The sequence below is a fragment of the Pantoea trifolii genome (assembly GCF_024506435.1).
In the GTDB taxonomy this organism is placed as follows: Bacteria; Pseudomonadota; Gammaproteobacteria; order Enterobacterales; family Enterobacteriaceae; genus Pantoea; species Pantoea trifolii.
The window spans coordinates 1,962,188-1,987,071 of the sequence record NZ_JANIET010000001.1; the positions used below are offsets into that span (position 1 = coordinate 1,962,188).

23 protein-coding genes are annotated in these 24,884 nt (G+C 56.5%); 12 read left to right on the forward strand and 11 right to left on the reverse strand.

The annotated features are described in order from the left end of the window. The first annotated feature begins 102 nt into the window (after positions 1 to 102). From NQH49_RS09145 to NQH49_RS09165, 5 genes are all read left to right on the forward strand, one after another. Positions 103 to 897, forward strand: a complete 795-nt coding sequence (locus NQH49_RS09145) for an SDR family NAD(P)-dependent oxidoreductase (protein ID WP_154183430.1) — start codon at positions 103 to 105, stop codon at positions 895 to 897. A gap of 140 nt (positions 898 to 1,037) precedes the next feature. Then, positions 1,038 to 1,394: a hypothetical protein gene (locus tag NQH49_RS09150; protein WP_154152305.1), complete on the forward strand. Its 357-nt coding sequence runs from the start codon at positions 1,038 to 1,040 to the stop codon at positions 1,392 to 1,394. 49 nt (positions 1,395 to 1,443) lie between these two features. Next, positions 1,444 to 3,444: a protein-disulfide reductase DsbD family protein gene (locus NQH49_RS09155; RefSeq protein ID WP_256696388.1), complete on the forward strand. Its 2,001-nt coding sequence runs from the start codon at positions 1,444 to 1,446 to the stop codon at positions 3,442 to 3,444. Further along, positions 3,444 to 4,166, forward strand: coding sequence for a DsbA family protein (locus tag NQH49_RS09160; protein ID WP_256696389.1), 723 nt, complete (start codon positions 3,444 to 3,446; stop codon positions 4,164 to 4,166). The genes NQH49_RS09155 and NQH49_RS09160 overlap by 1 nt, the downstream gene beginning before the upstream one ends. After that, positions 4,163 to 4,660, forward strand: a complete 498-nt coding sequence (locus tag NQH49_RS09165; protein WP_256696390.1) for a protein disulfide oxidoreductase — start codon at positions 4,163 to 4,165, stop codon at positions 4,658 to 4,660. Before NQH49_RS09160 ends, NQH49_RS09165 begins: the two co-directional genes overlap by 4 nt. A 16-nt stretch (positions 4,661 to 4,676) precedes the next feature. On the opposite strand, the gene NQH49_RS09170 is transcribed toward NQH49_RS09165, so the two are convergent. Then, entirely contained in the window at positions 4,677 to 5,006 is a 330-nt protein-coding gene (locus NQH49_RS09170; protein WP_256696391.1) for a cupin domain-containing protein, read from the reverse strand. A gap of 128 nt (positions 5,007 to 5,134) precedes the next feature. On the opposite strand from NQH49_RS09170, the gene NQH49_RS09175 reads away from it, so the two are divergent. Both NQH49_RS09175 and NQH49_RS09180 read left to right on the forward strand, forming a co-directional pair. Continuing rightward, on the forward strand, positions 5,135 to 5,773 hold the full coding sequence (locus NQH49_RS09175; RefSeq protein WP_008110061.1) for an RpiB/LacA/LacB family sugar-phosphate isomerase: 639 nt from the start codon (positions 5,135 to 5,137) through the stop codon (positions 5,771 to 5,773). A gap of 176 nt (positions 5,774 to 5,949) precedes the next feature. Continuing rightward, positions 5,950 to 6,975: a Fic family protein gene (locus NQH49_RS09180; RefSeq protein WP_256696392.1), complete on the forward strand. Its 1,026-nt coding sequence runs from the start codon at positions 5,950 to 5,952 to the stop codon at positions 6,973 to 6,975. A 189-nt stretch (positions 6,976 to 7,164) separates the two neighbouring features. On the opposite strand, the gene NQH49_RS09185 is transcribed toward NQH49_RS09180, so the two are convergent. From NQH49_RS09185 to NQH49_RS09210, 6 genes are read right to left on the reverse strand one after another with little or no spacing between them, the layout of a single operon-like run. After that, complete coding sequence (locus NQH49_RS09185) at positions 7,165 to 7,920, reverse strand: ABC transporter ATP-binding protein (protein WP_036650049.1); 756 nt, start codon at positions 7,918 to 7,920, stop codon at positions 7,165 to 7,167. An 18-nt stretch (positions 7,921 to 7,938) separates the two neighbouring features. After that, complete coding sequence (locus tag NQH49_RS09190) at positions 7,939 to 8,805, reverse strand: ABC transporter ATP-binding protein (RefSeq protein WP_256696393.1); 867 nt, start codon at positions 8,803 to 8,805, stop codon at positions 7,939 to 7,941. After that, entirely contained in the window at positions 8,777 to 9,682 is a 906-nt protein-coding gene (locus tag NQH49_RS09195) for an ABC transporter permease (RefSeq protein ID WP_176972282.1), read from the reverse strand. The genes NQH49_RS09190 and NQH49_RS09195 overlap by 29 nt, the downstream gene beginning before the upstream one ends. After that, positions 9,679 to 10,704 carry an ABC transporter permease gene (locus NQH49_RS09200; protein ID WP_008110051.1) on the reverse strand — a complete coding sequence of 342 codons (1,026 nt, stop codon included), beginning with the start codon at positions 10,702 to 10,704 and terminating at the stop codon, positions 9,679 to 9,681. The genes NQH49_RS09195 and NQH49_RS09200 overlap by 4 nt, the downstream gene beginning before the upstream one ends. Next, positions 10,701 to 12,332, reverse strand: a complete 1,632-nt coding sequence (locus tag NQH49_RS09205; RefSeq protein WP_256696394.1) for an ABC transporter substrate-binding protein — start codon at positions 12,330 to 12,332, stop codon at positions 10,701 to 10,703. Before NQH49_RS09205 ends, NQH49_RS09200 begins: the two co-directional genes overlap by 4 nt. A 60-nt stretch (positions 12,333 to 12,392) precedes the next feature. After that, positions 12,393 to 13,547, reverse strand: a complete 1,155-nt coding sequence (locus tag NQH49_RS09210) for a mandelate racemase family protein (protein WP_256696395.1) — start codon at positions 13,545 to 13,547, stop codon at positions 12,393 to 12,395. Positions 13,548 to 13,869: 322 nt separating this feature from the next. Between NQH49_RS09210 and NQH49_RS09215 the strand changes: the two genes are divergently transcribed. The 4 genes from NQH49_RS09215 to NQH49_RS09230 all read left to right on the forward strand — a co-directional run bounded on the left by NQH49_RS09215 (position 13,870) and on the right by NQH49_RS09230 (position 18,803). Then, positions 13,870 to 14,985, forward strand: a complete 1,116-nt coding sequence (locus tag NQH49_RS09215; protein WP_256696396.1) for an ABC transporter substrate-binding protein — start codon at positions 13,870 to 13,872, stop codon at positions 14,983 to 14,985. Positions 14,986 to 15,119: 134 nt separating this feature from the next. Beyond that, positions 15,120 to 15,542: a DUF2231 domain-containing protein gene (locus NQH49_RS09220; RefSeq protein ID WP_256696397.1), complete on the forward strand. Its 423-nt coding sequence runs from the start codon at positions 15,120 to 15,122 to the stop codon at positions 15,540 to 15,542. Then, positions 15,539 to 16,831, forward strand: coding sequence for a PQQ-dependent sugar dehydrogenase (locus tag NQH49_RS09225; protein ID WP_256696398.1), 1,293 nt, complete (start codon positions 15,539 to 15,541; stop codon positions 16,829 to 16,831). Before NQH49_RS09220 ends, NQH49_RS09225 begins: the two co-directional genes overlap by 4 nt. 589 nt (positions 16,832 to 17,420) lie before the next feature. After that, complete coding sequence (locus tag NQH49_RS09230) at positions 17,421 to 18,803, forward strand: M24 family metallopeptidase (protein ID WP_256696399.1); 1,383 nt, start codon at positions 17,421 to 17,423, stop codon at positions 18,801 to 18,803. A 98-nt stretch (positions 18,804 to 18,901) separates the two neighbouring features. Here the strand turns inward: NQH49_RS09230 and NQH49_RS09235 are convergent, their stop codons facing one another. The 4 genes from NQH49_RS09235 to uxuA form a co-directional block, all read right to left on the reverse strand. Further along, positions 18,902 to 19,795 (reverse strand): LysR family transcriptional regulator, encoded by an 894-nt coding sequence (locus NQH49_RS09235; RefSeq protein ID WP_256696400.1) that lies wholly within the window; start codon positions 19,793 to 19,795, stop codon positions 18,902 to 18,904. A 46-nt stretch (positions 19,796 to 19,841) separates the two neighbouring features. Then, positions 19,842 to 20,618 carry a Uxu operon transcriptional regulator gene (gene uxuR / locus NQH49_RS09240; protein WP_256696401.1) on the reverse strand — a complete coding sequence of 259 codons (777 nt, stop codon included), beginning with the start codon at positions 20,616 to 20,618 and terminating at the stop codon, positions 19,842 to 19,844. Between the two features lie 123 nt (positions 20,619 to 20,741). Next, positions 20,742 to 22,157 carry a glucuronate isomerase gene (gene uxaC / locus NQH49_RS09245; protein ID WP_256698406.1) on the reverse strand — a complete coding sequence of 472 codons (1,416 nt, stop codon included), beginning with the start codon at positions 22,155 to 22,157 and terminating at the stop codon, positions 20,742 to 20,744. Further along, on the reverse strand, positions 22,154 to 23,347 hold the full coding sequence (gene uxuA / locus NQH49_RS09250) for a mannonate dehydratase (RefSeq protein WP_256696402.1): 1,194 nt from the start codon (positions 23,345 to 23,347) through the stop codon (positions 22,154 to 22,156). Before uxuA ends, uxaC begins: the two co-directional genes overlap by 4 nt. 230 nt (positions 23,348 to 23,577) lie before the next feature. On the opposite strand from uxuA, the gene NQH49_RS09255 reads away from it, so the two are divergent. Beyond that, positions 23,578 to 24,882, forward strand: a complete 1,305-nt coding sequence (locus NQH49_RS09255; protein WP_256696403.1) for an MFS transporter — start codon at positions 23,578 to 23,580, stop codon at positions 24,880 to 24,882. The last annotated feature ends 2 nt before the right edge of the window (positions 24,883 to 24,884 follow it).

Here is a 24,884-nt window from a genome sequence, read left to right on the forward strand (position 1 = left end):
CGCACATCAGCATTGCGGCCGACACCTCCATCGCATGATTCGTCAATGCATCTTCTCCTGCCTGAACCAGGCTTTGTGATTACGCTCACAGAGGAAAGCATGATGAATATCGATCTACACGGAAAAACAGCCTTAGTTACCGCATCAACCGGCGGTATCGGTTTTGCCATTGCACAAGGTCTGGCGGCCAGCGGGGCGGAAGTGGTGCTGAACGGGCGCAGCGAAGCCTCGGTGAGTCGTGCGCGCGAGAAGCTCAACGGCTTAGTGGCGGGGGCGAAAATTCACACCTTTATCGCCGATCTCGGCAGTGCGCAAGGTGTTAAGCAACTGCTCAACGGTTTGCCGCCGATCGATATTCTGGTGAATAACGCCGGGATTTACGGTCCGCAGGATTTTTATCAAGTGGATGACGAAACCTGGGATGCCTATTGGCAAACTAACGTGATGTCCGGTGTGCGCCTGTCGCGGGCTTTATTGCCGGAGATGGTGAAACGCGGTTGGGGCCGCGTGGTGTTTATCTCCTCAGAGTCAGCACTGAATATTCCCGCCGATATGCTGCATTACGGCGTAAGTAAAACCGCGCAGCTGTCGCTGGCGCGCGGGCTGGCGAAAGTGGTAGCGGGCAGCGGCGTGACGGTGAACAGCGTGTTGCCGGGCCCAACGCTCTCTGATGGTTTTGCCGCCATGATGGAAGACGAGGTGAAGCGCACCGGTAAACCGCTGGAAGAGCTGGCGAAAGAGTTTGTGATGGCCCAGCGTCCGAGTTCGGTGATCCAGCGTGCCGCTACGGTGGAAGAGGTGGCGAACATGGTGGTGTACGTTTGTTCGAAACAGGCGTCGGCGACGTCCGGTGCCGCGCTGCGCGTGGATGGCGGCGTGGTGGATGATATTGTTTAGCCGGGAGCGGTGATTGACCAGGTCGCCATGAATGGCGACCCTACAATGCTCGCACCACAAAGACAAAAGTTTACACAGCAAAGCTTGGTGTTTCTGCTGCAGATGCTTAAAATGCCCGCACTTTTCTCTGAGGCTGCGGCATGACGATATCGCTATCACGCGCAAAATGGATTCTGGCACTGGTTTGTCTGGTGCTGGCGTTTTGTCTCGTCCAGCGCAGCTTCAATTTGCCTTCCGCACCTTTAGCGCAGGTCAGCGCGTCCGCGCAAACTCACAGCAGTGATGATGCCAGCGGCAGTGAAAAACCTTGTGCACTGAGCGCCAAATCGCTCAGTGCCGCCGCACCTATACTTGATACCGCATTGCCTTTCCTGCTGTTGTTGCTGGCGCTGATCGCTACCTTCACACAAACCACCACGTCCGTCGGCTATCGCCGCGCACCGCTGTTTCCGCCTCTGCGACGGCGGCATCTGACCTTCTGCGTCTTCCGGGAATAACACCTGCGCGTTACATCGCGTAAACCCTGTTATTCACTGGAGAATTCACATGACTGTATTGATCAGGAGCCTGCTGCTCCTGCTGGCGAGCTGCGCGATCACTGCGCAGGCGGCAGACACCGGCTGGCTGCGCAATGCGCAAAACAACCATGCCGAAGTGCGCCTGCGCAGCGCCAGCCACAACGATAATCAGCAACTGCTGCTGGATATTCGCCTGCAACCTGGCTGGAAAACCTACTGGCGCACGCCAGGCGAAGGCGGCGTTGCGCCGGAAATCCGCTGGCAAACGCCGGAGGTCAACGCGCAATGGTTCTGGCCAGCGCCTGAACGTTTTGATGTGAGCGGCTTGACCACGCAAGGCTACAAAGGCGATATCACGCTGCCGATCGAACTGGCGAAACTGTCGAGCCAACAGCTCGCGGGAACGTTGACGCTCTCGACCTGCAGCGATGTCTGCATCCTTACCGACTTCCCGTTCAGCCTCGATCTGACGCAGCCCGCTGACGCCGATTTTGCCCGCGATTTCGCCGAGGCGATGGGACGTATCCCGGCCGCCAGCGGTTTAACCGATCAGCTCGACGCCAGCTTTGTGAATGGTGAATTGCAGATCCACGCACAGCGTCAGGGCGGCTGGCAACAACCGGAACTGTTCTTCGATTATCCGCCGGGCAGCATGCTGGCGGCACCGCAAATCAGTGTGAAAGGCGACACGCTCAGCGCGCGGGTCGCGGTCACCGATGAATGGGGCGAAGCGGCTCCGGATCTGCGCGGCAAAACGCTGTCGTTGGTGGTTGCCGACGGTGGGATTGCGCAGCAAAGCGTGATCCATATTGGCGCGCAAACACTGGTGTCCGGCGATGGTGCGCACACCTTATGGTCGGTGTTGCTGCTGGCGCTGCTCGGTGGCTTGATCCTCAACCTGATGCCGTGCGTGTTGCCGGTGCTGGCGATCAAGCTCAGCAGCCTGGTGCAGCAGCAAGGGCAAACGCAGCGTCAGACACGCCAGCAGTTTCTCGCCTCCAGCGCCGGGATCATTTTCTCCTTCCTGCTGCTCGCACTGCTGATGACGGGACTGCGGCTCAGCGGTCAGGCGCTGGGTTGGGGCATTCAGTTCCAGAGCAGCGGCTTCCTGCTGGTGATGGTGTTGGTGATGTTCCTGTTCAGCGCCAGCCTGTTTGATCTGCTGCATTTCCGCTTGCCGTCAGGTTTGAATACCAAACTGGCGACGCAGGGCGGCGACGGCTTGCTTGGGCATTTCGGCCAGGGCGCGTTTGCCACTTTGCTGGCTACGCCGTGCAGCGCGCCGTTTCTCGGTACAGCGGTGGCTTATGCGCTGACGGCACCGCTGCCGCAGCTGTGGCTGCTGTTTGTCGCGCTCGGCGTCGGCATGAGTTTGCCGTGGCTGCTGGTGGCGGCGTTGCCGGGCATGGCCCGCTGCCTGCCGCGTCCGGGGCGCTGGATGGTGCATCTGCGCAGCGTGCTCGGCCTGTTTATGCTGCTCGCCACCTTCTGGCTGGTGACATTGCTGGTACCGCATTGGGGCAGCACCTTCGCGCTGGTGCTGGCGGGCGTGTTACTCGCGGTGTTGTGTGGTTGGCTGGTGAAGCGACGCGCGTTGCAGCAGGCGGGCGTGGTGTTTATCACTCTGACGCTGGCTGGTGCGCTATTCCTAATGACGCGCATCACGCCGGAAGAGGAGACGCTGCACTGGCAGCCGCTGACCGAAGCGGCGATCCATCAGGCACTCGAGCAGGATAAACGGGTGTTTGTCGATGTCACCGCCGACTGGTGCATCACCTGCAAAGTGAACAAATCCCGCGTACTGAATCAACCCGATGTGCGTGCTGCGCTGAAAGCCGATGACGTGGTGCTGCTGCGCGGCGACTGGACGCAGCCCGATCCTGCCATCGGTGAATTCCTGCGCCGCCGCGACCGTGTGGCGATCCCTTTTAACCAAATTTATGGCCCGGCACTGCCGCAAGGCCAGATTTTGTCACCGCTGCTGAGTCGTGAAGCGGTGATCTCCACTCTCTCTGAGGCGAAAAAATAATGAAGAAATCCCTGTTACTGCCACTGATGTTCCTTGCCATGCCTGCACTGGCGGCTGCGCCTTTTACTCCTGAGCAGGAAGCGCGCATCAAAGAGCTGATCCGTGAAACCCTGGTGCAAAATCCGTCCATTCTGGCGGAAGCGGCTGATGCGTTTGATAAAGAAGCAGCGCAACAGCAGCAAAATGTGGTGGCGCAAATGGTGAAGAAAAACCATGACGCGCTGTTCAACGACGCTGGTTCACCGCGCATCGGTGCCGAGAAACCGGCGCTGACGCTGGTTTATTTCACCGATTACAATTGCGTGTTCTGCAAGAAGTTTGAAGCCGATATCGAAAAACTGCTGAAAGCCTATCCGCAGGTCGCGGTGGTGATTAAACCGCTGCCGTATCGCTCTGAAACCTCACTCACCTCGGCGCGCCTGGCGCTCACCGTTTGGGAACAGCAGCCGAAAAACTTCCTCAAATTGCATGAACGTTTGATGGCGAAAAAGGGCAATCACGATACCGCCAGCATCGACGCGGCGCTGGAGAAAACCGGCATCAAGCTGAAAGAGCCAAGCAAAGTGAGCCTCGACACCATCAACAGCAACCTGACGCTGGCGCAGCAGCTCGGGGTACAGGGCACGCCAGCGACGCTGGTGGGCGACCAGATGATCAGCGGCGCGGTGCCGTATCAGCAACTGGAAGCGGCAGTGAAAGGCGCGCTGCAGGCGAAGCAATGAGTCGACTAAAGCGCTGGCTGCGTGAGGCGCTGCTCTTGGTGCTGATTGTCGCGGCGGCACTGTGGGGCATGGATTGGCTGCGCGCACCGCAGCTGCCTGCCGACCTGGCGCAACAGCCGCTCACCTCGCTGCAAGGCGAGGTCAATCTGGCGGAGCTCAGTCAGGATCGGCCATTGCTGGTTTACGTCTGGGCAACCTGGTGCGGCGTATGCAAACTCACCACGCCAACCGTGGCGGCGATGAGCCAGCAAGGTTACAAGGTGGCGAGCGTGGCGCTGCGATCCGGTAACGATATGCGCGTAGCAACCTGGCTGGAGAAGAAAGGGCTGCAAGGCGTGGCGATCAACGATGAGAGCGGGGCGATCGGCCAGCGCTGGGATATTCAGGCCACGCCGACCTTTATCGTGCTGCATCAGGGCAAAGTCATCAGTATCAGCAGCGGCTGGACCAGCGCTTGGGGGCTGAAGCTGCGCCTCTGGTGGGCTTCCCGCTAGTCTGTCTGGCGGCACGTTACGGTGCCGCCAGAAAATCCTCGCGCTGCGGCGTAAAGGTATCCAGCAATACGCCCGCTTCCAGACACACGCAGCCGTGCACAATGTTCGGCGCTTTATACAGCGTATCGCCAGCGCTCACTTCTTTGGTTACGCCATCAATGGTGAAGGCAAAACGTCCGGATAGCACGTAGGTGAGCTGCTCATGCGGATGGTGATGCAGCGGACCAACAGCATCCTGCTCAAAGGTGACTTCCACCGCCATCATGGTGCCGCCGTGCGCCAGAATTCGGCGCGTCACGCCGTTGCCTAAATCGTCCAAATGGGTTGTGCTTTTATAGATAAACATGGTTTCTCCTTGCAGGTTGCATCGTCAATGTGTGACTTAACTCACAGTCAAAAAGGCATTTAAAGGCTGCATTTTAACGATCTTTGATTAAAATGAAACGGTGTTTCAATTTAATCTGAGGATGGATCATGAAAATCGCTTTGATGATGGAAAATAGCCAGGCTGCGAAGAACGCAACGGTGTTGAAAGAGCTTCAGTCTGTGGCGCAACCGCTAGGGCATCAGGTGTTTAACGTCGGTATGAGCGACGAACAGGATCACCATCTTACCTATATTCACCTCGGCATCATGGCCAACGTACTGCTAAACAGCAAAGCGGTGGACTTTGTGGTAGCCGGTTGCGGCACCGGCCAGGGTGCGCTGATGTCGCTGAACCTGCATCCCGGCGTGGTGTGCGGCTATTGCATCGACCCGGCGGATGCCTATCTGTTTGCGCAAATCAACAACGGTAATGCGCTATCGCTGCCGTTCGCCAAAGGCTTTGGCTGGGGCGCGGAACTGAACCTGCGCTTTATTTTCGAAAAAGCCTTCACCGGCGAAAAAGGGCACGGTTATCCGCCTGAGCGCAAAGAGCCACAGGTGCGCAACGCGGGTATCCTAAACGAGGTGAAAGCAGCATTGCTCAAAGAGAATTACCTCGATTCACTGCGCGCCATCGATCCGGAACTGGTGAAGACCGCGGTAAGCGGCCCGCGCCTGCAGCATTGCCTGTTTGAACATGGTCAGAATCAGGAGATCGTGGGGTTTGTGCGTGAACTGACGCAGTAATCAAAACGGTTTGAGCGAAGCCAGGGAAACCTGGCTTTGTTGTTTTTCACTTCCAGATTTGAAATCTCATTTTCCCCATCACACGATGACCAAAATTGTAATATCCTCGCAGGTCACGCTTAATTTCATCGTTGTAGCCGTCTGGTAAACATCAGCAATCATCAAGGGAGAGACGCATGGCAGGTTATCAGCCGCCTTACACCATCACGCCAACCATCCTGAATCAGGTGATTGAAGTAGGTGAATTACTGGGCCGCTGGGCTGCTCAGGCAGAACAATCTTCACCGCTTTTGCGTAAAGAGAATCGCATTCGTACCATTCAGGCCTCGCTAGCTATAGAGCACAATAGTCTGTCAACTGAACAGGTGACAGCGATCATGGAAGGCAAGCGTGTGTTGGCTCCAGCTAAAGATATTCAGGAAGTGCGTAACGCTATTCTGGCTTATGAAAAGCTCAATGACTGGCAAAGTGCAAAACTAGCCGATTTACTGGCGGCGCATCAGTTGCTCATGATGGGACTGGTCGATGCGCCGGGCCAATTACGTAATGGCAATGTTGGGGTATATCGCGAACAGCAACTTATCCATATGGCACCACCAGCGCACCAGGTTTCACGCCTGATGGGGGATTTGCTCAATTGGCTAAAAAACACAGATATTCATCCGTTAATTGCCAGCTCTATCTTCCATTATGAATTTGAATTCATTCATCCTTTCACCGATGGCAATGGACGCATGGGAAGATTATGGCAAACATTAATTCTCAGCGAATGGCGTCCTGAGTTCGCATGGCTTCCGGTTGAAACGCTGATCCATAATCAGCAGCAGCATTATTATCGCGTTTTAGGCGAATGTGATCGGGCCAGTGATTGCACTCCTTTTATCGCTTTCATGCTGGAAAAGTTGATTGAAGCATTGGTTGAAGGTATTGGTTTGCACTCTTCTTCAACCGACATCTCGACATTGGAAATGTCGGAGAAAGTGTCGGAGAAAATGTCGGAGAAAAAAAATGCTAAACTTCCTGCCACCGCCGTAAAAATATTTGCTGCCCTGAGTAAATCACCTGATATGACCATTGCCGATCTGACTCAGTTGTTGGGCGTGAGTAGCAGAACCATTGAGCGTAATTTAAAACTCCTCCAATCACATCATCGTCTGGAAAGAGTGGGGGCGGCCAGGGGCGGCTATTGGCGAGTTATTTGATAGGGTGAACTTTGCATAAACTCATTCAACTACTGCGTGCGTTTCGGTCACCATAAATGGCGACCCTACAAAGGACTGGCGCGTTTTTCGTAGGGTGCGCATTTAGGTATGACCGGGCTGATGGGTTACAAATCAGACCGGTCATACCTAAATGCGCACCTGGTAAAGCGGTCGCCATAAACGGCGACCCTACGCCAGAACCCCGTTATCCTGCCGGCTTGCATCCACCAGCATCTGCGTATAGGCCACCTGCGCGCGATTGTGAACCAGTGCATCGACATCCAGCGTTTCCAGCACTTTGCCGTGCTGCATCACCGCCACGCGATGGCACAGATGCGCCACTACGCCGAGATCGTGCGTCACCATCAAATAGGTTAGCTTCTCCTGCTGCTGCAAATCGCTGAGCAGATTGAGGATCTCCGCTTGCACCGACACATCCAGCGCCGAGGTTGGTTCATCCAGCAGCAGCACGCGCGGTTCCAGAATCAGCGCGCGGGCAATTGCTACACGCTGGCGCTGGCCGCCAGACAACTGGTGCGGATAGCGGGTTTGCCACGCGCGATTGAGGCCGACCTTCTCCAGCATGGCGATAACGCGCTGCTGGCGCTGACCGATGCCGTGAATCTGAAGCGGCTCCTCAAGAATATCGCCGATGGTGTGACGTGGATGCAGCGATCCGTACGGATCCTGAAACACCATCTGCACGCTGCGGCAGCGCTCGCGTGCGATACGATGTTCGAGCGGCACGCCATCAATCGCCAGCTCGCCGTGCCAGTGGGTGAACAGCCCGGCAAGGCACTTCAGTACCGTGGTTTTGCCCGATCCTGATTCGCCCACCAGGCCAAAAATTTCACCCTGACGAATCGACAAATTAACGTCGAACAGCACCTGATTGCGCCGCTCCTCCTCACCAAAACTGAGGTTGAGATTACTTACGCGGATCATCTCGTTCATCATTGCTCCTTAGGGTTGCAGCCAACTGGCCTGACGTTGCAGCACCGGCAGACGGGCGCGACGTAGATCCATATCCGGCAGCGCGGCGAGTAAGCCTTGCGTGTAAGGATGCTGCGCCTGGTCGAGCTCGCTGGCCGCCAGTGACTCCACCACGCGCCCGGCATACATCACCAATACGTGGTCGCAGAAGCGCCGCACCAGATTGATGTCGTGACTGATAAAAATCAGCCCGAGACCGCGCTGTTTAACCAAATCGTCCAGCAGCGCCAGCACCTGCAGACGCACCGACACATCCAGCGCCGAAGTGGGTTCATCGGCAATCAGCAGTTCAGGATCGGTAATCAGCATCATGGCGATCATCACGCGCTGCCCCTGACCGCCGGAAATTTCGTGCGGATAGCACTGATAGATGCGGCCCGGATCGCGTACCTGCACCACTTCGAGCATCTCCATCGCTCGCTGCCGCGCAACCTCGCGCTGGCCGGGATGATGACTGCGCCAGGCTTCAGCAATTTGCTCGCCCACGCGCACCACCGGATTCAGCGAGTATTTCGGGTCCTGCATAATCATTGAGATGCGCTTGCCGCGAATGGCGCGCATTTGGGCTGGCGTGGCGCGCAGCAGGTCCACGTCACCAAACTGCATGCGCTGGGCGGTGACCTGCGCGCTGCGCGGATGCAGCTGTAACAGCGCCCGGCCCACGGTGGATTTGCCGGAACCGGATTCGCCGACAATCGCCAGTTTCTCCTTGCCCAGTTGGAAGGAGATGCCGCGCACGGCGGGCGTCACCAGCCGACCATTGACAAAATTGACCTGTAAATCCTGCACGTCGAGCAACGGTGCAGCGCTATTCGCTGCGGGGATCGAGGATGTCACGTAAGCCATCTCCTAAGAAGTTGAACGCTAAGCTGTTGATCAGAATCGCCAGACCTGGCACCGTCACCACCCACCAACATTCCAGCATGTAAGTGCGGCCGCTGGCGATCATCGCACCCCATTCCGGATCCGGTGGCTGCGCGCCCAAACCCAGAAAACCGAGTCCGGCAGCGGTCAGGATGATGCCCGCCATATTCATGGTGATGCGGATGATCACCGACGGCAGGCACAGCGGCACGATGTGCTTCCACAAAATGCGCAGTGAAGAGGCGCCCTGCAAGCGCACCGCGGAGACAAAATCGGCCTGGCGCAGCGACAGCGCTTCGGCGCGTGCCAGGCGTGCAATCGGCGGCCAGGCGGTGAGGGTGATGGCGATCACCACATGCTCCAGTCCCGGACCGAGCGCGGCGACAAACGCCAGCGCCAGCACCAGGCTCGGGAAGGAGATAAAGATGTCGGTGACGCGCATCAATACGCTATCGACTTTGCCGCCGAAGTAACCGGCGGTTACGCCGAGCAGCAAGCCCAGCGGGCCAACGGTGATCGACACCAGCAGCACGATATACAGCGTGATGCGCGCGCCCCACACCAGACGACTGAAGATGTCGCGGCCAAACTCATCGGTGCCAAACCAGTGCTGCGCGTTGGGTGGCGTCAGCGCATTATTAAGATCCTGAATCAGCGGATGGTAGGGCGCGATCCACGGCGCGAATAGCGCCACCACCAGCAGCAGCAAAATGATGCCGCCACCAATTGCGGTTAACGGGTTGCGCGCCATCTGCCAGAGAAAATGGCCGATACGTGCGCCGGTGCGGCGACAGCGCGCCAGCCGTTCGCGCGTCTGGCTGGCTAACGGCGTATCGAGAGAAATCGTCATACTTTGGTCCTCGGATCGAACACCTGATAGAGCAGGTCAGAGAGAAGATTGAGCAGCACGAAAATCAGGCCGACCACCAGCACGCAGCCCATTACCGCATTCATATCGCCGAGCATCAAACTGCCGGTGAGATAGGAACCAAAACCGGGCCACGAGAACACGGTTTCAATCAGCACCGCGCCCTCCAGCAGCGAGCCGTACGCCAGCGCCACCACCGTCAGCAGCTGCACCAGAATATTGCGGAACGCGTGCTGCCAAATCACCTGCCATTCGCTGAGGCCTTTCACCCGTGCCGTCAAAATGAACTCCTGCGACAGCTGCGCCAGCATAAAGCTGCGCGTCATACGGCTGATGTAAGCCAGCGAGTGAAAGCCGAGCAGCGATGCGGGCAGAATCAGGTGATTGAGCGCATTGCTGAATACCGTGAAGTTGCCGACCAGCAAGGCGTCGATCAGCAGAAAACCGGTGCGACGCGGCACAATGCCATCGAGACTGAAATCGACACGGCCCGCGCCGCCAACCCAGCCGAGATGGGCATAAAACAGCAACAGGCCGACCATACCCACCCAGAAGATCGGCGTGGAGTAACCCGCCAGGCTGATGATGCGCACCAGATAGTCAATCACGCTGTTGCGGCGCGCCGCGGCCCACACGCCCAGCGGGACGCCGAGGCCGGTACCAATCACAATCGCCAGCGTTGCCAGTTCCACCGTGGCCGGGAAGACGCGCAGGATATCGTTGATCACCGGTTGTCCGGTCAGCAGCGCCAGCCCGAGGTTGCCGTGCAGCAGGCCTTGCAGATAGATGCCAAACTGCACCCACAGCGGTTTATCGAAGCCGAGTTGGTGATAAACCTGCTGATAGGTGTTGTGATCGGCATCCGGCCCGACAATCGCCAGTACCGGATCGAGCGGCATCACGCGGCCAATAAAGAAGGTCAGCAGCAGCAGGCCAAACAGCGTGATCGCGACCTGCACGCTGCGGCTACGCAGGCGTCGCCAGTGGCTTTTTGTTAGCTTCATTGGGCACCTCCCGCCAGGCTATCTGGCGTTTTCCATACGTCACGCAGGAAAGTGGTGGCCGACGGATGCGGCACGTAATCCTGCACGCGATTGTTCACCACCACCGAATCGGTCATTTGCGAGATTGGCATCAGCGCCGGAATCAGCTGGTCGTAACGTTGCTGGATGGCGAAGTAATCCTGCTGCTGCTGTTTTACATCGCGCTCCAGCAGCGCTTTATCGATCATGCTGTTCAGCTGTGCGTCATAAAAACCGGTGCGCCAGCCCTGAAAGTTGGTGAGTCGCGCGCTGTCGGCATTATTCGGGTTATACACCAGCGCACGCAGGCTGGAGTGCGGATGCGGCTCCACGCCGCTGCCGCCGCGTCCTACCAGCAGGTTGAACTGGCGTTCGCGCATTGCACCGTAAATCTGGTTGCCGGTGCCGGTGATGATTTTGGCGCGAATCCCGCCCTGCATCAGCGTGGACTGAATCGCGATCGCGACATTGAGGAACGGCTGATCGGCCAGCACGCGCAGCGTGGTATCAAAACCGTTGGGATAACCGGCGGCGGCGAGCAGCGCTTTAGCGCGTGGCACGTCCAGCTTGTAGCCCGGATCGGGCAACGTTGCCGGCATGCCGGATTGAATCGGCCGCTGATGCAGCGTGCCGTAACCGGCCATCAGCGTTTTGTTAATTCCCTGATAATCCACCAGATAGCGCAGTGCTTCACGCACCTGCGGATTGGCGAAGTGATTGTCCTTCATGCTCATCGCCAGGTAATAGATCGTGCCTTTTTGTACCGCGTCGATGGTGAGGTCGGGATCGTGGCGCAGCGCTTTCACATCGGGGATCGCCATGTTGCTGGCGATATCGAGATCGCCTTTTTCCATCATCAGGCGCAAGGTTTGCGACTCCTGCAGATGACGGAACACCACGCGCGTCAGCTTTGGCGCACCGCGCCAGTAGTTGGCATCGCGGCTGATGCGCAGCACATCTTTGGCCTGCCATACATCCAGGCGAAACGGTCCGGAACCCGCTTCGTGGGTGGTAAGCCAGCGATTGCCCCAATCGTTATTCACCGCCTGCGCCTGGACGGTTTTACTGTCGAGCACCACCATGCTGCCGAGCGCTGCCAGCGAGTAGAGCACCAGCTTGGGATCGTTAGGCTTGGGCAGGCGAATCACCACCGTGTGCGCGTCCGGCGCGGTGATCATCTGATCCACGTTCTCTTTACTGAAGCCGTATGATTTCCATACCGACGCCTGCGCCAGATTAAGGTGCAGCACGCGGCGCATCGACCAGATCACATCGGCGCTACTCAATGGATTACCGGAGTGGAAGGTGACATTGTCACGCAAATGGAAGGTGAGTTGACGGTTGTCGGGGCTAATTTCCCAGCGCTCCGCCAGCGCGGGGCGCACGTTGGTGAGCTGCTGCGGATCTAACTCAACTAAACCGTCATAGAGATTGACCACAATGCCGACCACTTCGTTGCCGGTCATGGCTGCGGGATCGAGCGTGAGTAAGTTGTTCATGTTCATGCCCACAATTAGCTGGTCGTCTGGCGTGGACGCCAGTAGCGACGGGCTACAGGTGAGCAGCAGCAGCGCGGCGCACCACGCTCTGCAGGGGTTCATCAGGTTCATAAGCAAAGTCCAGCAGGTCAGAGGTTTATAGTTTTTTGCCGTACTGCTTGTGTTGGGCGCTTACCAGCGATTTAGCGTGTGCGTCTCAATCCACGCAAAATTGATGTCCTCCCCAAGTCCAGGGCGCGTTGGCAGATGCACAAAACCGTCGGCATCCATCGGATCAACCAGCGCGTTGAGATAAGCGGGTGGCTGTTCGTAATCAAGGAACGGATGCAGCAGACCGCGTTCGTACCAGCGGCAGTTGCGGATGGCGCCCACTACCGCGATGCTGGCGGCGCCGTTGCCGTGCACTTCGCAATCCATACCAAAGGCTTCAGCCAGGCTGGCGACTTTCATGGTGGCGGAGATGCCGCCAACGCCGTTCGCACCGGCACGCAGAATGTCGCAGGCACCGGCACGCACCCAATCGGCGCGGCTGTGGTGTTTGCCGCCGAGACTTTCCGGGCCGAGCACGTCAATGCTGAGGTTTTCCGCCAGCCAGGCGTACGAAGCCATGCTCTCCTCTTCCATCGGCTCTTCGAACCAGGCGAAATTGAGTTTTTCCAGCGCTTTACCGATGGTGAGCGCATCGCTGCGGCTGTACCAGTGATAGCCGTCGAGCATCAGGGCGATGTCTGGACCAACCGCTTCGCGCACCGCAGCGCAAGCTTTGATGTCCATTTGTGGACTTGGCGCGAACGACACCGGCGGCATCCAGGTGTGCAGTTTGATGGCCTGATAACCGCGCGCCACCAGCTTTTCGGCAAACCGCGCATATTCATCGGGCGTGGATAATCCGCCTTCCAGCTCATCGCCACACATGGTGCTGCCGTAAGCAGGAATTTTCTCGCGATAGCCGCCGAGCAACTTATGCACTGGCTGCTTGAGTTTGCGGCCAATCAAATCCCACAGCGCCTGTTCCACCGCCGACAACGCGCGTTCGGTGAGTTGATGGGCGCTACCGCGCTGCCAATGCACCAGATCCTGCCACAGACGTTCGCGATCAAAGGCGTTTTGCCCAATCAGCACTTTGCGGAAGAAGGCGTTCACCACGTGCGGACGAATCACTTCGGCCGGGGCGAAGGCGTAGCCGCAATCGCCATCTTCGCTAGTGAGGGTTAGCAGCGCCATTTGCGCATCGGTCTCTGCGCCGGGATGCGAATGTCCGGCGCTGTCAGAGACGCGGCGCGTAGGGTAGCTAAACAGGGTGACATCAATGGCACTGATCTTCACGGTAACTTCTCCTTCAACTCGGTAGCGTGCCCAGCTGGGCATTAACATAAAAATAAAACGCTGTTTCATTTTGTAATTTAGCGTTCACATTTCGTTTACGCATTAGCCAAAGCGCGGGATAGCGCGGCGATTAATTGGGCATTTGCCCGGTGCGCTGTGAGGGTTTTCACGAATGAAGGGCATTTTGTGAGCGATTGCACAGTGGGAAAAAGCGGAGGGAATGTAAAAAAATGTGTCCTCGGGGCTTTTCATTTGCTGTCAGCCAGGTAATAGTGACGCCGCGAAATTTTAATAATAATCATTATCATTCCGGGTAGATCAAATGAAAAAATGGCTGTTTGCACTGGGGTTACTGGCGGTGGCGAGTCACGCTTCTGCTAAAACGATTACCGATGTGGCTGGACGACAGGTTGAAGTCAAAGAAGAATCCAAACGCATCATTCTCGGCGAAGGGCGCCAAATGTATCTGCTGGCGGCGTTTGATACCGCTGCGCCGTTCCAGCGTGTGGTGGGCTGGCGCGACGATTTCCATAAAGCCGATTACGACGGTTATATGGCGTATGAGAAGAAATATCCGCAGATCAAGAAGCTGCCGACCTTTGGTGGCGCGAAAGATGGCACCTTTAACGTCGAGCAGGCGCTGACGCTGAAGCCGGATTTAGTGCTGATGAACCTCGAATCTAAAGCCGCGACCGATGAAGGCAAGCTGATCGAGAAGTTACAAGCGGTGGGCGTGCCGGTGGTGTTTATCGACTTCCGTGAGAAGCCGATGGAACATGCTGAGCAAAGCATCCGCATTATGGGCGAGCTGGTCAACAATCCGCAGCGCGCCGAAGAGATCGTGGCGTTCCGTCGTGCGCAAATCGCCAGGGTGACCGATCGCCTGAAGAACTTTAACGGCACGCGCCCGAAAGTGATGATTGATCGCGCTGGCGGCTATACCGACGAGTGCTGCATGTCGTTTGGTAACGAAAACTTTGGTCAGATGGTGGAACTGGCGGGCGGCAGCAATATTGCCAAAGATCTGATTCCAGGCACCTTCGGCACCCTCAATCCAGAACAGATCATCGCCAGCCGTCCCGATGTGGTGGTGGTGACGGGCGCGAACTGGAAAAACTACAACACCGTTGGCAAATGGGTCGGCGTGGGTCCCGGTGCAGATGTAAAAGAGGCGACGGCGCGTTTACAGCTGCTGATGATGCGTGATGCCTTCAAAACGCTGCCGGTCGCGCACAACGGTAACGCGCATGCCATCTGGCATCAGTTCTACGACAGCCCATATCAGTTTGTCGCGATTCAGGCGCTGGCGAAGTGGCTGCATCCTGAACTGTTTGCCGATCTCGATCCGGACGCCACCTTCCGTGAGTTCCACGAAAAGTTCCTGCCATTGTCGTATCAGCCGGGTTATTGGGTAAGCCTGCCGGCAGATAAGTCTTAAGTTTTAATATGTTAGATAAGTGTTAAACGTTACTGTTTATCTTTACTAATATTTCACAGGTGGTGGCACGTTGTTTCAGAAAAGCGAAACGCGTGCGCCATTTGATGTTAATACGGTAAAAGGGAGAGAGAGTAATGTTTCATACCTCAGGAAGATCGGTGTTCGGTGTGACGTTGTATACGCTGCTGGAACCGTTGCCGCTGGGCTTTTTTGTTGCCGCCTGGTTTTTCGATATCCTCTATTTGCAAACCTTCGTCATCATGTGGACCAAATCGGCCAGCTGGCTGATCACCATTGGTCTGGTGCTGGCTATCCTGCCACGATTTATCAGTTTGGTTTATTTATTCCGTGGCGCGCGGCCGAATGAGAAAACCCATTTCTGGCTGTCGCTGCTGGCAATCGTACTGGCGGTGGTGAATGCCTTTATTCACAGTCGCGATGCGTACGCGGTGGTGCCACTGGGCGTGACGCTGTCGACGTTGGTGGTGGCGCTGCTGCTGATCGCTAACGTGCAGCTGGTGTTGCGCGAACGCCGCACGCAAGGAGGTCGCGTATGAAACACTTACTCAGCGCGGTAGCCATCGCGATGCTGCTCAGCGCCTGTGACGACGGGGCGCTGATCGATCCTCAAAAGCAAATTGGCCCAAATCCTGAACTGCCACAAGCGCAGAACTTCTTCATGCCGCCGATGCAGGTGCCGGAAGGCACGCCGTGGAAAGCCGGTGAAATGCCGAAAGTGGCGGATGGGTTGAAGATCGAAAAGATCGCCGACAATCTGCAGCATCCGCGTCAGGTGTTGGTGCTGCCGAACAATGACGTGCTGGTGGCGGAATCCAATGGCACACCGAAACCGACCACCGCGCCAAAACAGCTGATTATGGGCATTGTGCAGAAAGCGTCCGGCAAGGGCGGCGAGGGCGGCAATCGCATCACCTTGTTGCGGAACGTTAACGGCAAATGGGAGCAACATCGCTTTATCGACAACCTGACGGCGCCGTTTGGTATGCAGCTGGTGGGCGACACGCTATATGTGGCGAACGCCGATAGCCTGGTGAAATTCCCGTATCAAACCGGGCAAACCGAGATCCGCATGCCGCCGGTAGAAGTGACCGAACTGCCGGGCGGGCCGATTAACCATCACTGGACCAAATCGCTGCTCGCCAGCCCCGACGGCAGCAAGCTGTATGTCGGCGTGGGATCGAACAGTAACGTGACGGAAAACGGTATTGGCGAAGAGTATCGCCGTGCGGCGGTGCTGGAAGTGGATGCGGCCAGCGGCGCCAGCCGGATTTATGCCAGCGGCCTGCGCAATCCAACCGGCTTACAGTGGGAACCGCAGAGCGGCAAGCTGTGGGCTGTCGTCAATGAACGTGATGAAATCGGTTCGGATTTAGTGCCGGATTACCTGACGTCGGTGCAGGACAAAGGCTTCTACGGCTGGCCGTACAGCTATTATGGTCAACATGTCGATGAACGCGCGCAGCCGCAAAGGCCGGATCTGGTGGAGAAGGCGATCAAACCAGATTACGCCCTAAGCTCACACGTTGCACCGCTCGGCTTGTTGTTCTACGGCGCGGATAATATGCCGCAGTATCGCGGCGGCGCGTTTATCAGCGAGCACGGCAGCTGGAACCGCACGCCGCTCAACGGCTATCAGGTGGTGTGGGTGAAATTCGAGAACGGTAAACCGGTAGGGCAGCCACAGCCGGTGGTGACCGGTTTCCTGACCGACGATCAGAAGCAGGTGCGCGGTTTGCCGGTGGGTTTAGCCACCGATCAGCAGGGCGGCGTGTTGATTGCCGATGATGCGGGAAATACCATTTGGCGTATCAGTTCCGCCAGATAATTAATCGCGGGCAATAAAAAAGGATTTGGCTTAACGCCAAATCCTTTTTTTATGTTCGCTAACCGGCTGGTAACCGCGCCGCGAACGGGGTGCTCAGCACTCCTCACACAGGCGATAATAAAATGTGCGGCGATATATTTCAAGTTTTGCCATAATACTGTATGGTTATACAGGTGTTGAGTGACGAGCGAAGCCTCATTGTTTTTCTGATGACTCCAGGGGCGCGGATAGTCAAATCCCGGCAGGTTTCAGGTGGTGCTGGCCTGTGGCTTTTACAATGAGAGCCGCTCAGCACTCCTCACAATTGTGCTTAGGCGGTCGGCGGGTGGAGTCAAAGCCCCGGCCGCTGAAAGGCGCGCTCCTCTCAGAGGAGAAGGAAAGTGATGGAACTTGTTCGATTGCTGCTGGACATCGTCCGCATCATTCTTCAAATCATCGTTGCCCTTTTGCAACTGACCGGTCAGGCACACTGATCGGAACTTGAGACAAGGCGGAGCTCACCCCTCCGCCTTTTTTCGCGTGGATCAAAGTCCGCTGCGCTAAAAACGCTACTATCCTCAACTCATTCTGTAGTGCGAGGAAGTGCATCATGGCAATTATGTTCGGGCCGATTAGCGCGCCGGTGACGTTCAGCGACGTTGAACCGGTTTTTCTCACCGATGACACGCTGCAGGCGCGTAAAAACGCGCTGCTGGCGGGCATGCAGCGCGAGGGTTTTGACTGGCTGGTGATCTATGCCGACAAGGAACACGGCGGCAATTTCGAATATCTCACCGGATTTATCCCGCGTTTCGAAGAAGGATTGCTGCTGCTGAATCACTCCGGAGCTTGCACGCTGGTGCTGGGCAACGAAAACCTCAAAATGGCGCGCTTCTCACGCACCTCTGCTGCACTGGTGCACACGCCATACTTCTCGCTACCCAATCAGCCGATGGACAATGAAGCGCCGCTGGAAAGCCTGTTCAAAGACGCTGGCTTAGCCAACGGCCATAAAGTCGGGCTGGTGGGCTGGAAGATGTTTACGCCTGCTGCGGGTAATAGGCGTGCAATGTTTGATTTGCCGTATTTTATCGTCGACGCCATTCAGCGCACGCTTAGCGATAACGCCATATTAGAAAATGCCATCCACTTATTTATTGGCGATCACGGCGCGCGCACCACCTGCAATGCCAATGAAATCGCGCATTACGAATATGGCGCAAACCTCGCATCAAATTGCATGCTGGACGCGCTGAATGCCATCGAGGTGGGCGTGCGTGAAACCGAGTTGGGCGCGTTACTTCAGGCGGAAGGGCAATGCAACACGGTGGTGACCATTGCCGCGACCGGCAGTCGTTTCGACAAGGCGAATCTCTATCCGACTTACAAAAAAGTGCAGCGCGGCGATCCGCTCTCGCTGACCACCGCCTTTAAAGGCGGACTCTCCAGCCGCAGCGGTTTTGTTATTGCCGAGCAAAGCGAACTGCCGCCAGACCAGCAAGATTATTTGGATCGCATCGCCAAACCTTATTTCACTGCGGTGGTAGCGTGGCTGGAAAATATTCGCTGCGGCATGAGCGGCGGGGCGCTGTATCAGCTTATCGAGCAGGTGTTGCCGAAAGAGCACTTCGGCTGGCATCTCAATCCGGGACATCTGGTGGCGGATGAAGAGTGGATGTCTTCGCCGATTTATCATCATTCCACCGAATTGCTCAAAAGCGGCATGATGCTGCAAATTGATATCATCCCATCGGTGCCGGGCTACAACGGTGCCAGCGCCGAAGAATGTGTGCTACTGGCTGATGCAGCGCTACAAAGCGATATCCGCAATCAATATCCGGCGCTGTGGCAGCGTATCGAAACCCGCCGCCGTTATCTGCGCGAAACCATCGGCATTCAGCTCAGTGATGAAATCTTGCCTTTATCGAATAGCGTGGCGTATTTGCGTCCGTTTTTTCTGGCGAAGGATTTGGCGTTGAGCGTGGTGAGTTAATGTAATTAGTTGAGGTCGCCATGAATGGCGACCCTACAAAATCGTGCTCAATGTAGGGTCACCATTTATGGTGACCCAAAGGCTCCTTTGACGAGCTTTCAGCCCTTGTATTTAATGGCTTCGATCAATTTCTCAAACGCGGCGGTGTGCTGTTTGCGGCTTGGATAATAGAGATAATATCCGCTAAACGGTTCAGTCCAGTCTTCAAGCAGGCATTGCAGTTCGCCGTTGGCGATATGCTGTTTAACGGTATCCTCGGGGACATGGGCGATACCCATGCCGGCCAGTACCGCATCAATACGCGAAGCCAGATTATTAAATATCAGCTGCCCTTCAACTTTAACGCGAATATCTTTGCCATCTTTGCTGAACTCCCAGCTATATAATCCTCCAAGCGTAGGAAGCCGCATATTAATGCAGTTGTGATTCTGCAATTCGTAGGGCGTGGCGGGAATGCCGTGCTTTTGCAAATAGTCAGGCGATGCAACAGTTACCATTTTCCAGTCCGGGCCGATTCGCACCGCCACCATATCTTTCTCAATGCTTTCACCCAGTCGCACGCCAGCATCGAAACGTCCGCTGACAATATCCGTTAAGGTGTTATCGACAGAGAGCTCAACATTCACTTCCGGATAGGCTTGCAGAAACGGTTTCAGCAGCGGCCATAATGTGGAAGACAACGCATGTTCACCGGCGGTAATACGAATATTCCCCGACGGCTTGCCCTGATTATCGGCTAGTTGCAGCAGGGCTTTCTCGATATCGGCCATCATCGGTGCCACGCTCTGAATCAGGTTTTCACCGGCTTCGGTTGGCGCGACACTGCGTGTGGTGCGCGTTAATAAACGTGTGTTTAATCGCTCTTCAAGACCGCGAATCGAGTGGCTTAATGCCGATTGCGACACGCCTAATTTAGCTGCGGCGCGCGTGAAGCTACATTCGCGCGCCACCATCACTAAATAGATCAGGTCGTTGAAGTTTTCCCGCAGCATGTGGTTGACCTTATTACTGTCGTGGTGTCAAAAGAGGGCACGCAAATTAGTTAGGCGGATTGTTGGTGGCGTACAGCGGCCAGGATTCAAACAGATAGCCGTCGAAATCGATATCATCAACGTCTGAGAACTCCAGCAGCCGTTGTTTCACGTTTTCCAGATGTTGCCACATCGCCAGTTTGGCGGCGCGCGCGTCTTTTTTGATCAGCGTCGCGAGGATCTTTTTGTGATCGTCGAGCCACTGTTTACGGTAATTGTTGTTAACCAGGTGGCGATGCAGTTGGCTCCACATCACGTTATCTTCGCGCCATTGCCAGGATTGCTTGAACAGCTCAACCAGCATGCTGTTGTGCGTGGCTTCGGCAATCGCCAGATGGAAATCACGATCGCCATTTTCGCTTTGGTTGACCGCACCCGAAGCCAGCTCTTTCTCTTCCAGCTCCAGCGCCTGGCGCATCTTCATGATGTCTTCACGCGTGGCTTGCAGCGCGGCAAACTCAGCGATATTGCTCTCCAGCAGCTGGCGCGCCTGCAACATCTCAAACGGTCCTGCATCGTTGCTGGCCTTGTGAAGCGAAACAGGCTGTTGCGGCGAGTCGTGAATCACGTAGATGCCCGCACCGCGACGCACCTCGATTAATCCTTCGAGCTCCAGCATGATCAGCGCTTCACGCACCAGCGTGCGCGTCACGTCCAGCAGCGCGGCGAGTTCGCGCTCCGGCGGCAGACGTTCGCCCACCGCATACTGCTTCTGGGTGATCATCTGGCGGAGCATTTCCCCGACTTCCTGATAAGGGCGCTGTGCTGAAGTTTGAGTTTTCATCGTGCTCTTTTCTGTGTGTTAAAGGATTCACAACCTCTGATACAGCCTCACTCAGAGACGCGCACTATAGCATAGCGAATAAGAATCGGCCTGGTCACGACGTGCAGTGTCAGGCCTTCATTACTAAGCGTTAAGTGCGAAATAGCGTTCGGCATTATTGAAGCAGATGTCGCGCAGCATGCTGCCAAGCATCGGCTCATCATGCGGCACAATGCCCTCTTGCACCCACTGCGCCAGCAGATTACACAGAATACGGCGGAAGTATTCGTGGCGCGTGTAGGAGAGGAAGCTGCGCGAATCGGTCAGCATGCCAACAAACTGGCTGAGTAAGCCGATTTGCGACAGCTGCTCCAGCTGACGCAGCATGCCGTCGCGCTGATCGTTGAACCACCAGCCGGAGCCAAACTGCACCTTGCCAGGGAAACCCGCGCCCTGGAAGTTGCCTGCCATGGTGGCCAGCACTTCGTTATCGCGTGGATTGAGGCAATAGAGAATGGTTTTCGGCAGCTGATCGTTGAGGTCCATCGCATCCAGCAGGCGCGCCAGCGGCCAGGCGATATTGTTATCGCCAATCGAATCAAACCCGCTGTCTGGCCCAAGCTGGCGGAACATGCGCGTGCTGTTATTACGAATCGCGCCGATGTGCAGCTGCATCACCCAGCCGCGCCGCGCATATTCACTGCCGAGCCACACCAACACCGCGCTGCTGAACTGGGCGATTTCTAATTCATCCAGCACATCGGCACGGCGACGTTTCGCCAAAATTGTATCAAGCACGCTGTCGTCAGGTACCGGCGCAAAACGCAGGGTTTCGATGCCGTGATCCGATGCGCGACAACCGTGAGCGGAGAAGTGGTCAAGGCGACGTAACAGCGCGCGGCGTAACGCATCGAAGCTGTCGATGGCGACATCGGCGGCGGCTTCCAGACGCCCAAGATAGTCGACAAAACCCTCCAGCTCGATTTTAAAGACTTTGTCCGGACGCCAGCTCGGCGCAACGTCAATATCAAAGCTGCTGTCTTCGGCGATTTGGCGGTGATAGCGCAGCGAATCAACCGGATCGTCCGTGGTGCCGACCATGCGCACCTTCATCTGGTGCATGATGCCGCGCGCGGAAAATTCCGGCGTCGCCAGTTGTTCCGCGCAGCGCTGCCAGATAGCAGGCGCGGTGTCCGGGCCAAACAGTGTATCGGTGATGCCAAACGGACGACGCAGCTCAAGGTGCATCCAGTGATAGAGCGGGTTACCCAGGGTTTTTGGCACCGTTTGCGCCCACGCGAGATACTTGTCGTAGTCGCTGGTGCTCTTGCCGGTAATTAACGATTCATCCACGCCGGCAGCACGCAGCGCGCGCCATTTGTAGTGATCGCCTTCCAGCCAGATTTGGCCGAGGTTGGCGAAGCGACGATCTTCAGCAATCTCCTGCGGATTGAGGTGACAGTGATAATCGTAGATCGGCATGTCCTCAGCGAAGTCGTGGTACAAGCGCCGCGCGATGTCGCTCTGCAGCAGAAAATCTTCATCCATAAAGCGCATTATTGGGCTTCCTGAGCAAAATAGGCGCGGTGGATCGCCAGTTCGACGCCGCGAATTTCAGCCAATCCTTTCAGTCGACCAATCGCCGAGTAGCCGGGATTGGTTTTCTTCTTCAGGTCATCCAGCATTTGGTGGCCGTGGTCGGGACGCATTGGAATCAAATCTTCCTCGCCCGCAGCTTTACGGCGCTGTTCCTCTTCGGCAATGGCCTTGATCACCGCAAACATATCCACATCGCCACCCAAATGTGCGGCCTCGTGGAAGCTGTTGGGGTTTTCTTCCCGTTTGGTGGAACGCAGATGCGCGAAGTAGATGCGCGGGCCGAAGCGTTTGACCATGCCGGCTAAATCATTCTCTGCCAGCACGCCGTACGAGCCGGTACACATGGTGAAACCGTTGGCGGGGCTGCTAACGGTATCGATCATCCACTGCAGATCGTCGGCGTTCGAAACAATGCGCGGCAAACCAAGAATCGGACGCGGCGGATCGTCCGGATGCACCGCCATGCGCACGCCCACTTCTTCGGCCACCGCGACAATGGCGCGCAGGAAGGTGGCAAAATTCTCACGCAGTTCGTTTTTACCGATGCCTTCATAACGCGCCAGCTGGGCGCGGAATTGATCCAGCGTGTAACCTTCCTCAGCGCCCGGTAAACCGGCGATGATGTTACGCATCAGGCGGTTACGGTGCTCTTCACTCATCGTCGCAAAGCGTTCAGCGGCCTGGGCGATCTCTTCGGCGCTGTAATCCTGCTCCGCACCGGGACGTTGCAGAATGTGCAGCTCGAACACCGCGAACTCAATCTGATCAAAGCGCAGGGCTTTCGCCCCATCCGGCAGCAGATATTCGAGATCGGTGCGCGTCCAGTCGAGGATCGGCATGAAGTTGTAGCACACGGTTTTGATGCCGCATTGCGCCAGGTTGCGCAGCGACTGCTGATAGTTGCTGATCCAATGCTGGCAGCGGCCGCTGCCGGTTTTGATCTCTTCATGAATCGGCACGCTTTCCACCACCGACCACACCAAACCTGCGGCTTCCACCAGCGCCTTACGCTGCATGATTTCGTCGACTGACCACACTTCGCCGTTGGGGATGTGATGCAGTGCGGTGACGATGCCGGTTGCGCCCGCCTGGCGCGCATCGGCCAGAGAGACAGGATCGTTGGGGCCGTACCAGCGCCAGGTCTGCTTCATGTTGTTACCTCACTCACGATTGGTTGACCAATATTCCTTGCTAGCGTGTTACTTCAAACATTAACCACGCGATTCGCGGTTAAAACTCTGCTCTTTGTACAGTTAAGTCAACCTGGCGAGTGATTTTGGTTAACCAGATCACATTTGCGACATCAAGCTGGCGACCACTTTTCGCAACTGTGGTTCACTCCTGGCGGATGGTTAGAAATGACTCACTAACGGAGAATCAGATGAACCGCAGTTTAAATCCAGGGATAACCGCCGCTGGCACCAAACGCACCTTCCGCCATATGCGCTGGTGGGTGCTGGTGCTGTTCTTAGCCGGCGTGACGGTCAATTACATCACGCGTAACTCGTTAGGGCTGCTGGCCCCAGAGCTCAAAGACAGCCTTAACATCACCACCGAGCAATATTCCTACATCGTCGGTGCCTTCCAGCTGGCTTATACGTTCTTCCAACCGATTTGTGGCTGGTTGATTGATGTGATTGGCCTGAAAGTAGGCTTCCTGATCTGCGCCTCGGTGTGGGCCATTGCCTGTTTATTCCATGCTGGAGCGGGCAGTTGGCTGCATCTGGCGATTCTGCGTTTTGTTATGGGCAGCGCAGAAGCCGCTGCCACGCCAGCCAACGCCAAAGTGATTGGTGAATGGTTCCCGAAAAAAGAGCGTCCTATCGCCGCGGGTTGGGCGGGTGTCGGATTCTCCCTCGGCGCTATGCTGGCACCGCCGATTATCTACTTTGCCCATGCGGCGTTTGGCGGCTGGCAGGGCGCATTCCTGTTCACCGGCGCGCTGGCACTGGGTTGGGTGTTGCTGTGGTGGTGGCTGTATCGCGATCCCTATCAACATCCTAATTTGTCGAAATCCGAACTGGACTTTATCCGCCAGGACAATGAACCACCTGCGGTGAAACTGCCATTCTTTGCCGCGTTGAAAACCGTATCGAAGAACAAGCGTTTCTACGGCATCGCTATTCCGGCGTTCATGGCGGAACCGGCGTGGGGCGTTCTGAGTTTCTGGGTGCCGCTGTATCTGGCAAAAGAACTGGGTATGGATCTTAAACAGATCGTTATGTTCGCCTGGCTGCCATTCCTCGCCGCCGATCTTGGCAGCGCTGCCAGCGGCTATCTGACGCGCCTTTACACTAAGATCTTTGGCTTCACCCAAGTCAATTCAGTGGTCGCCAGTTCGGTAACCGGAGCCTTCCTGATGTTGTCACTGGCTGCGGTGGCGGTGACCAAAGACCCGTATGTGGCGATTGCACTGATTTCGATTGGTGGCTTCGGTCATCAGATCATCTCCTGCATGCTGAGCGCGCTGGTGGTGGAGAAGTTTGATAAAGGCCAGATGGCTACCGTCAACGGCATGCGCGGCTCGTTCGCGTGGATCTCCAGCTTCCTGTTCTCACTGCTGATCGGCGTTACCGCCGACACCATTGGATTTAATCCGCTGTTTGTCGCCATGGGCTTCTTCGACCTGATTGGTGCGGTCTTCCTGATTGCTTTTCTTGCTGAACGTCGCGCACAGCGCGCCTGAAA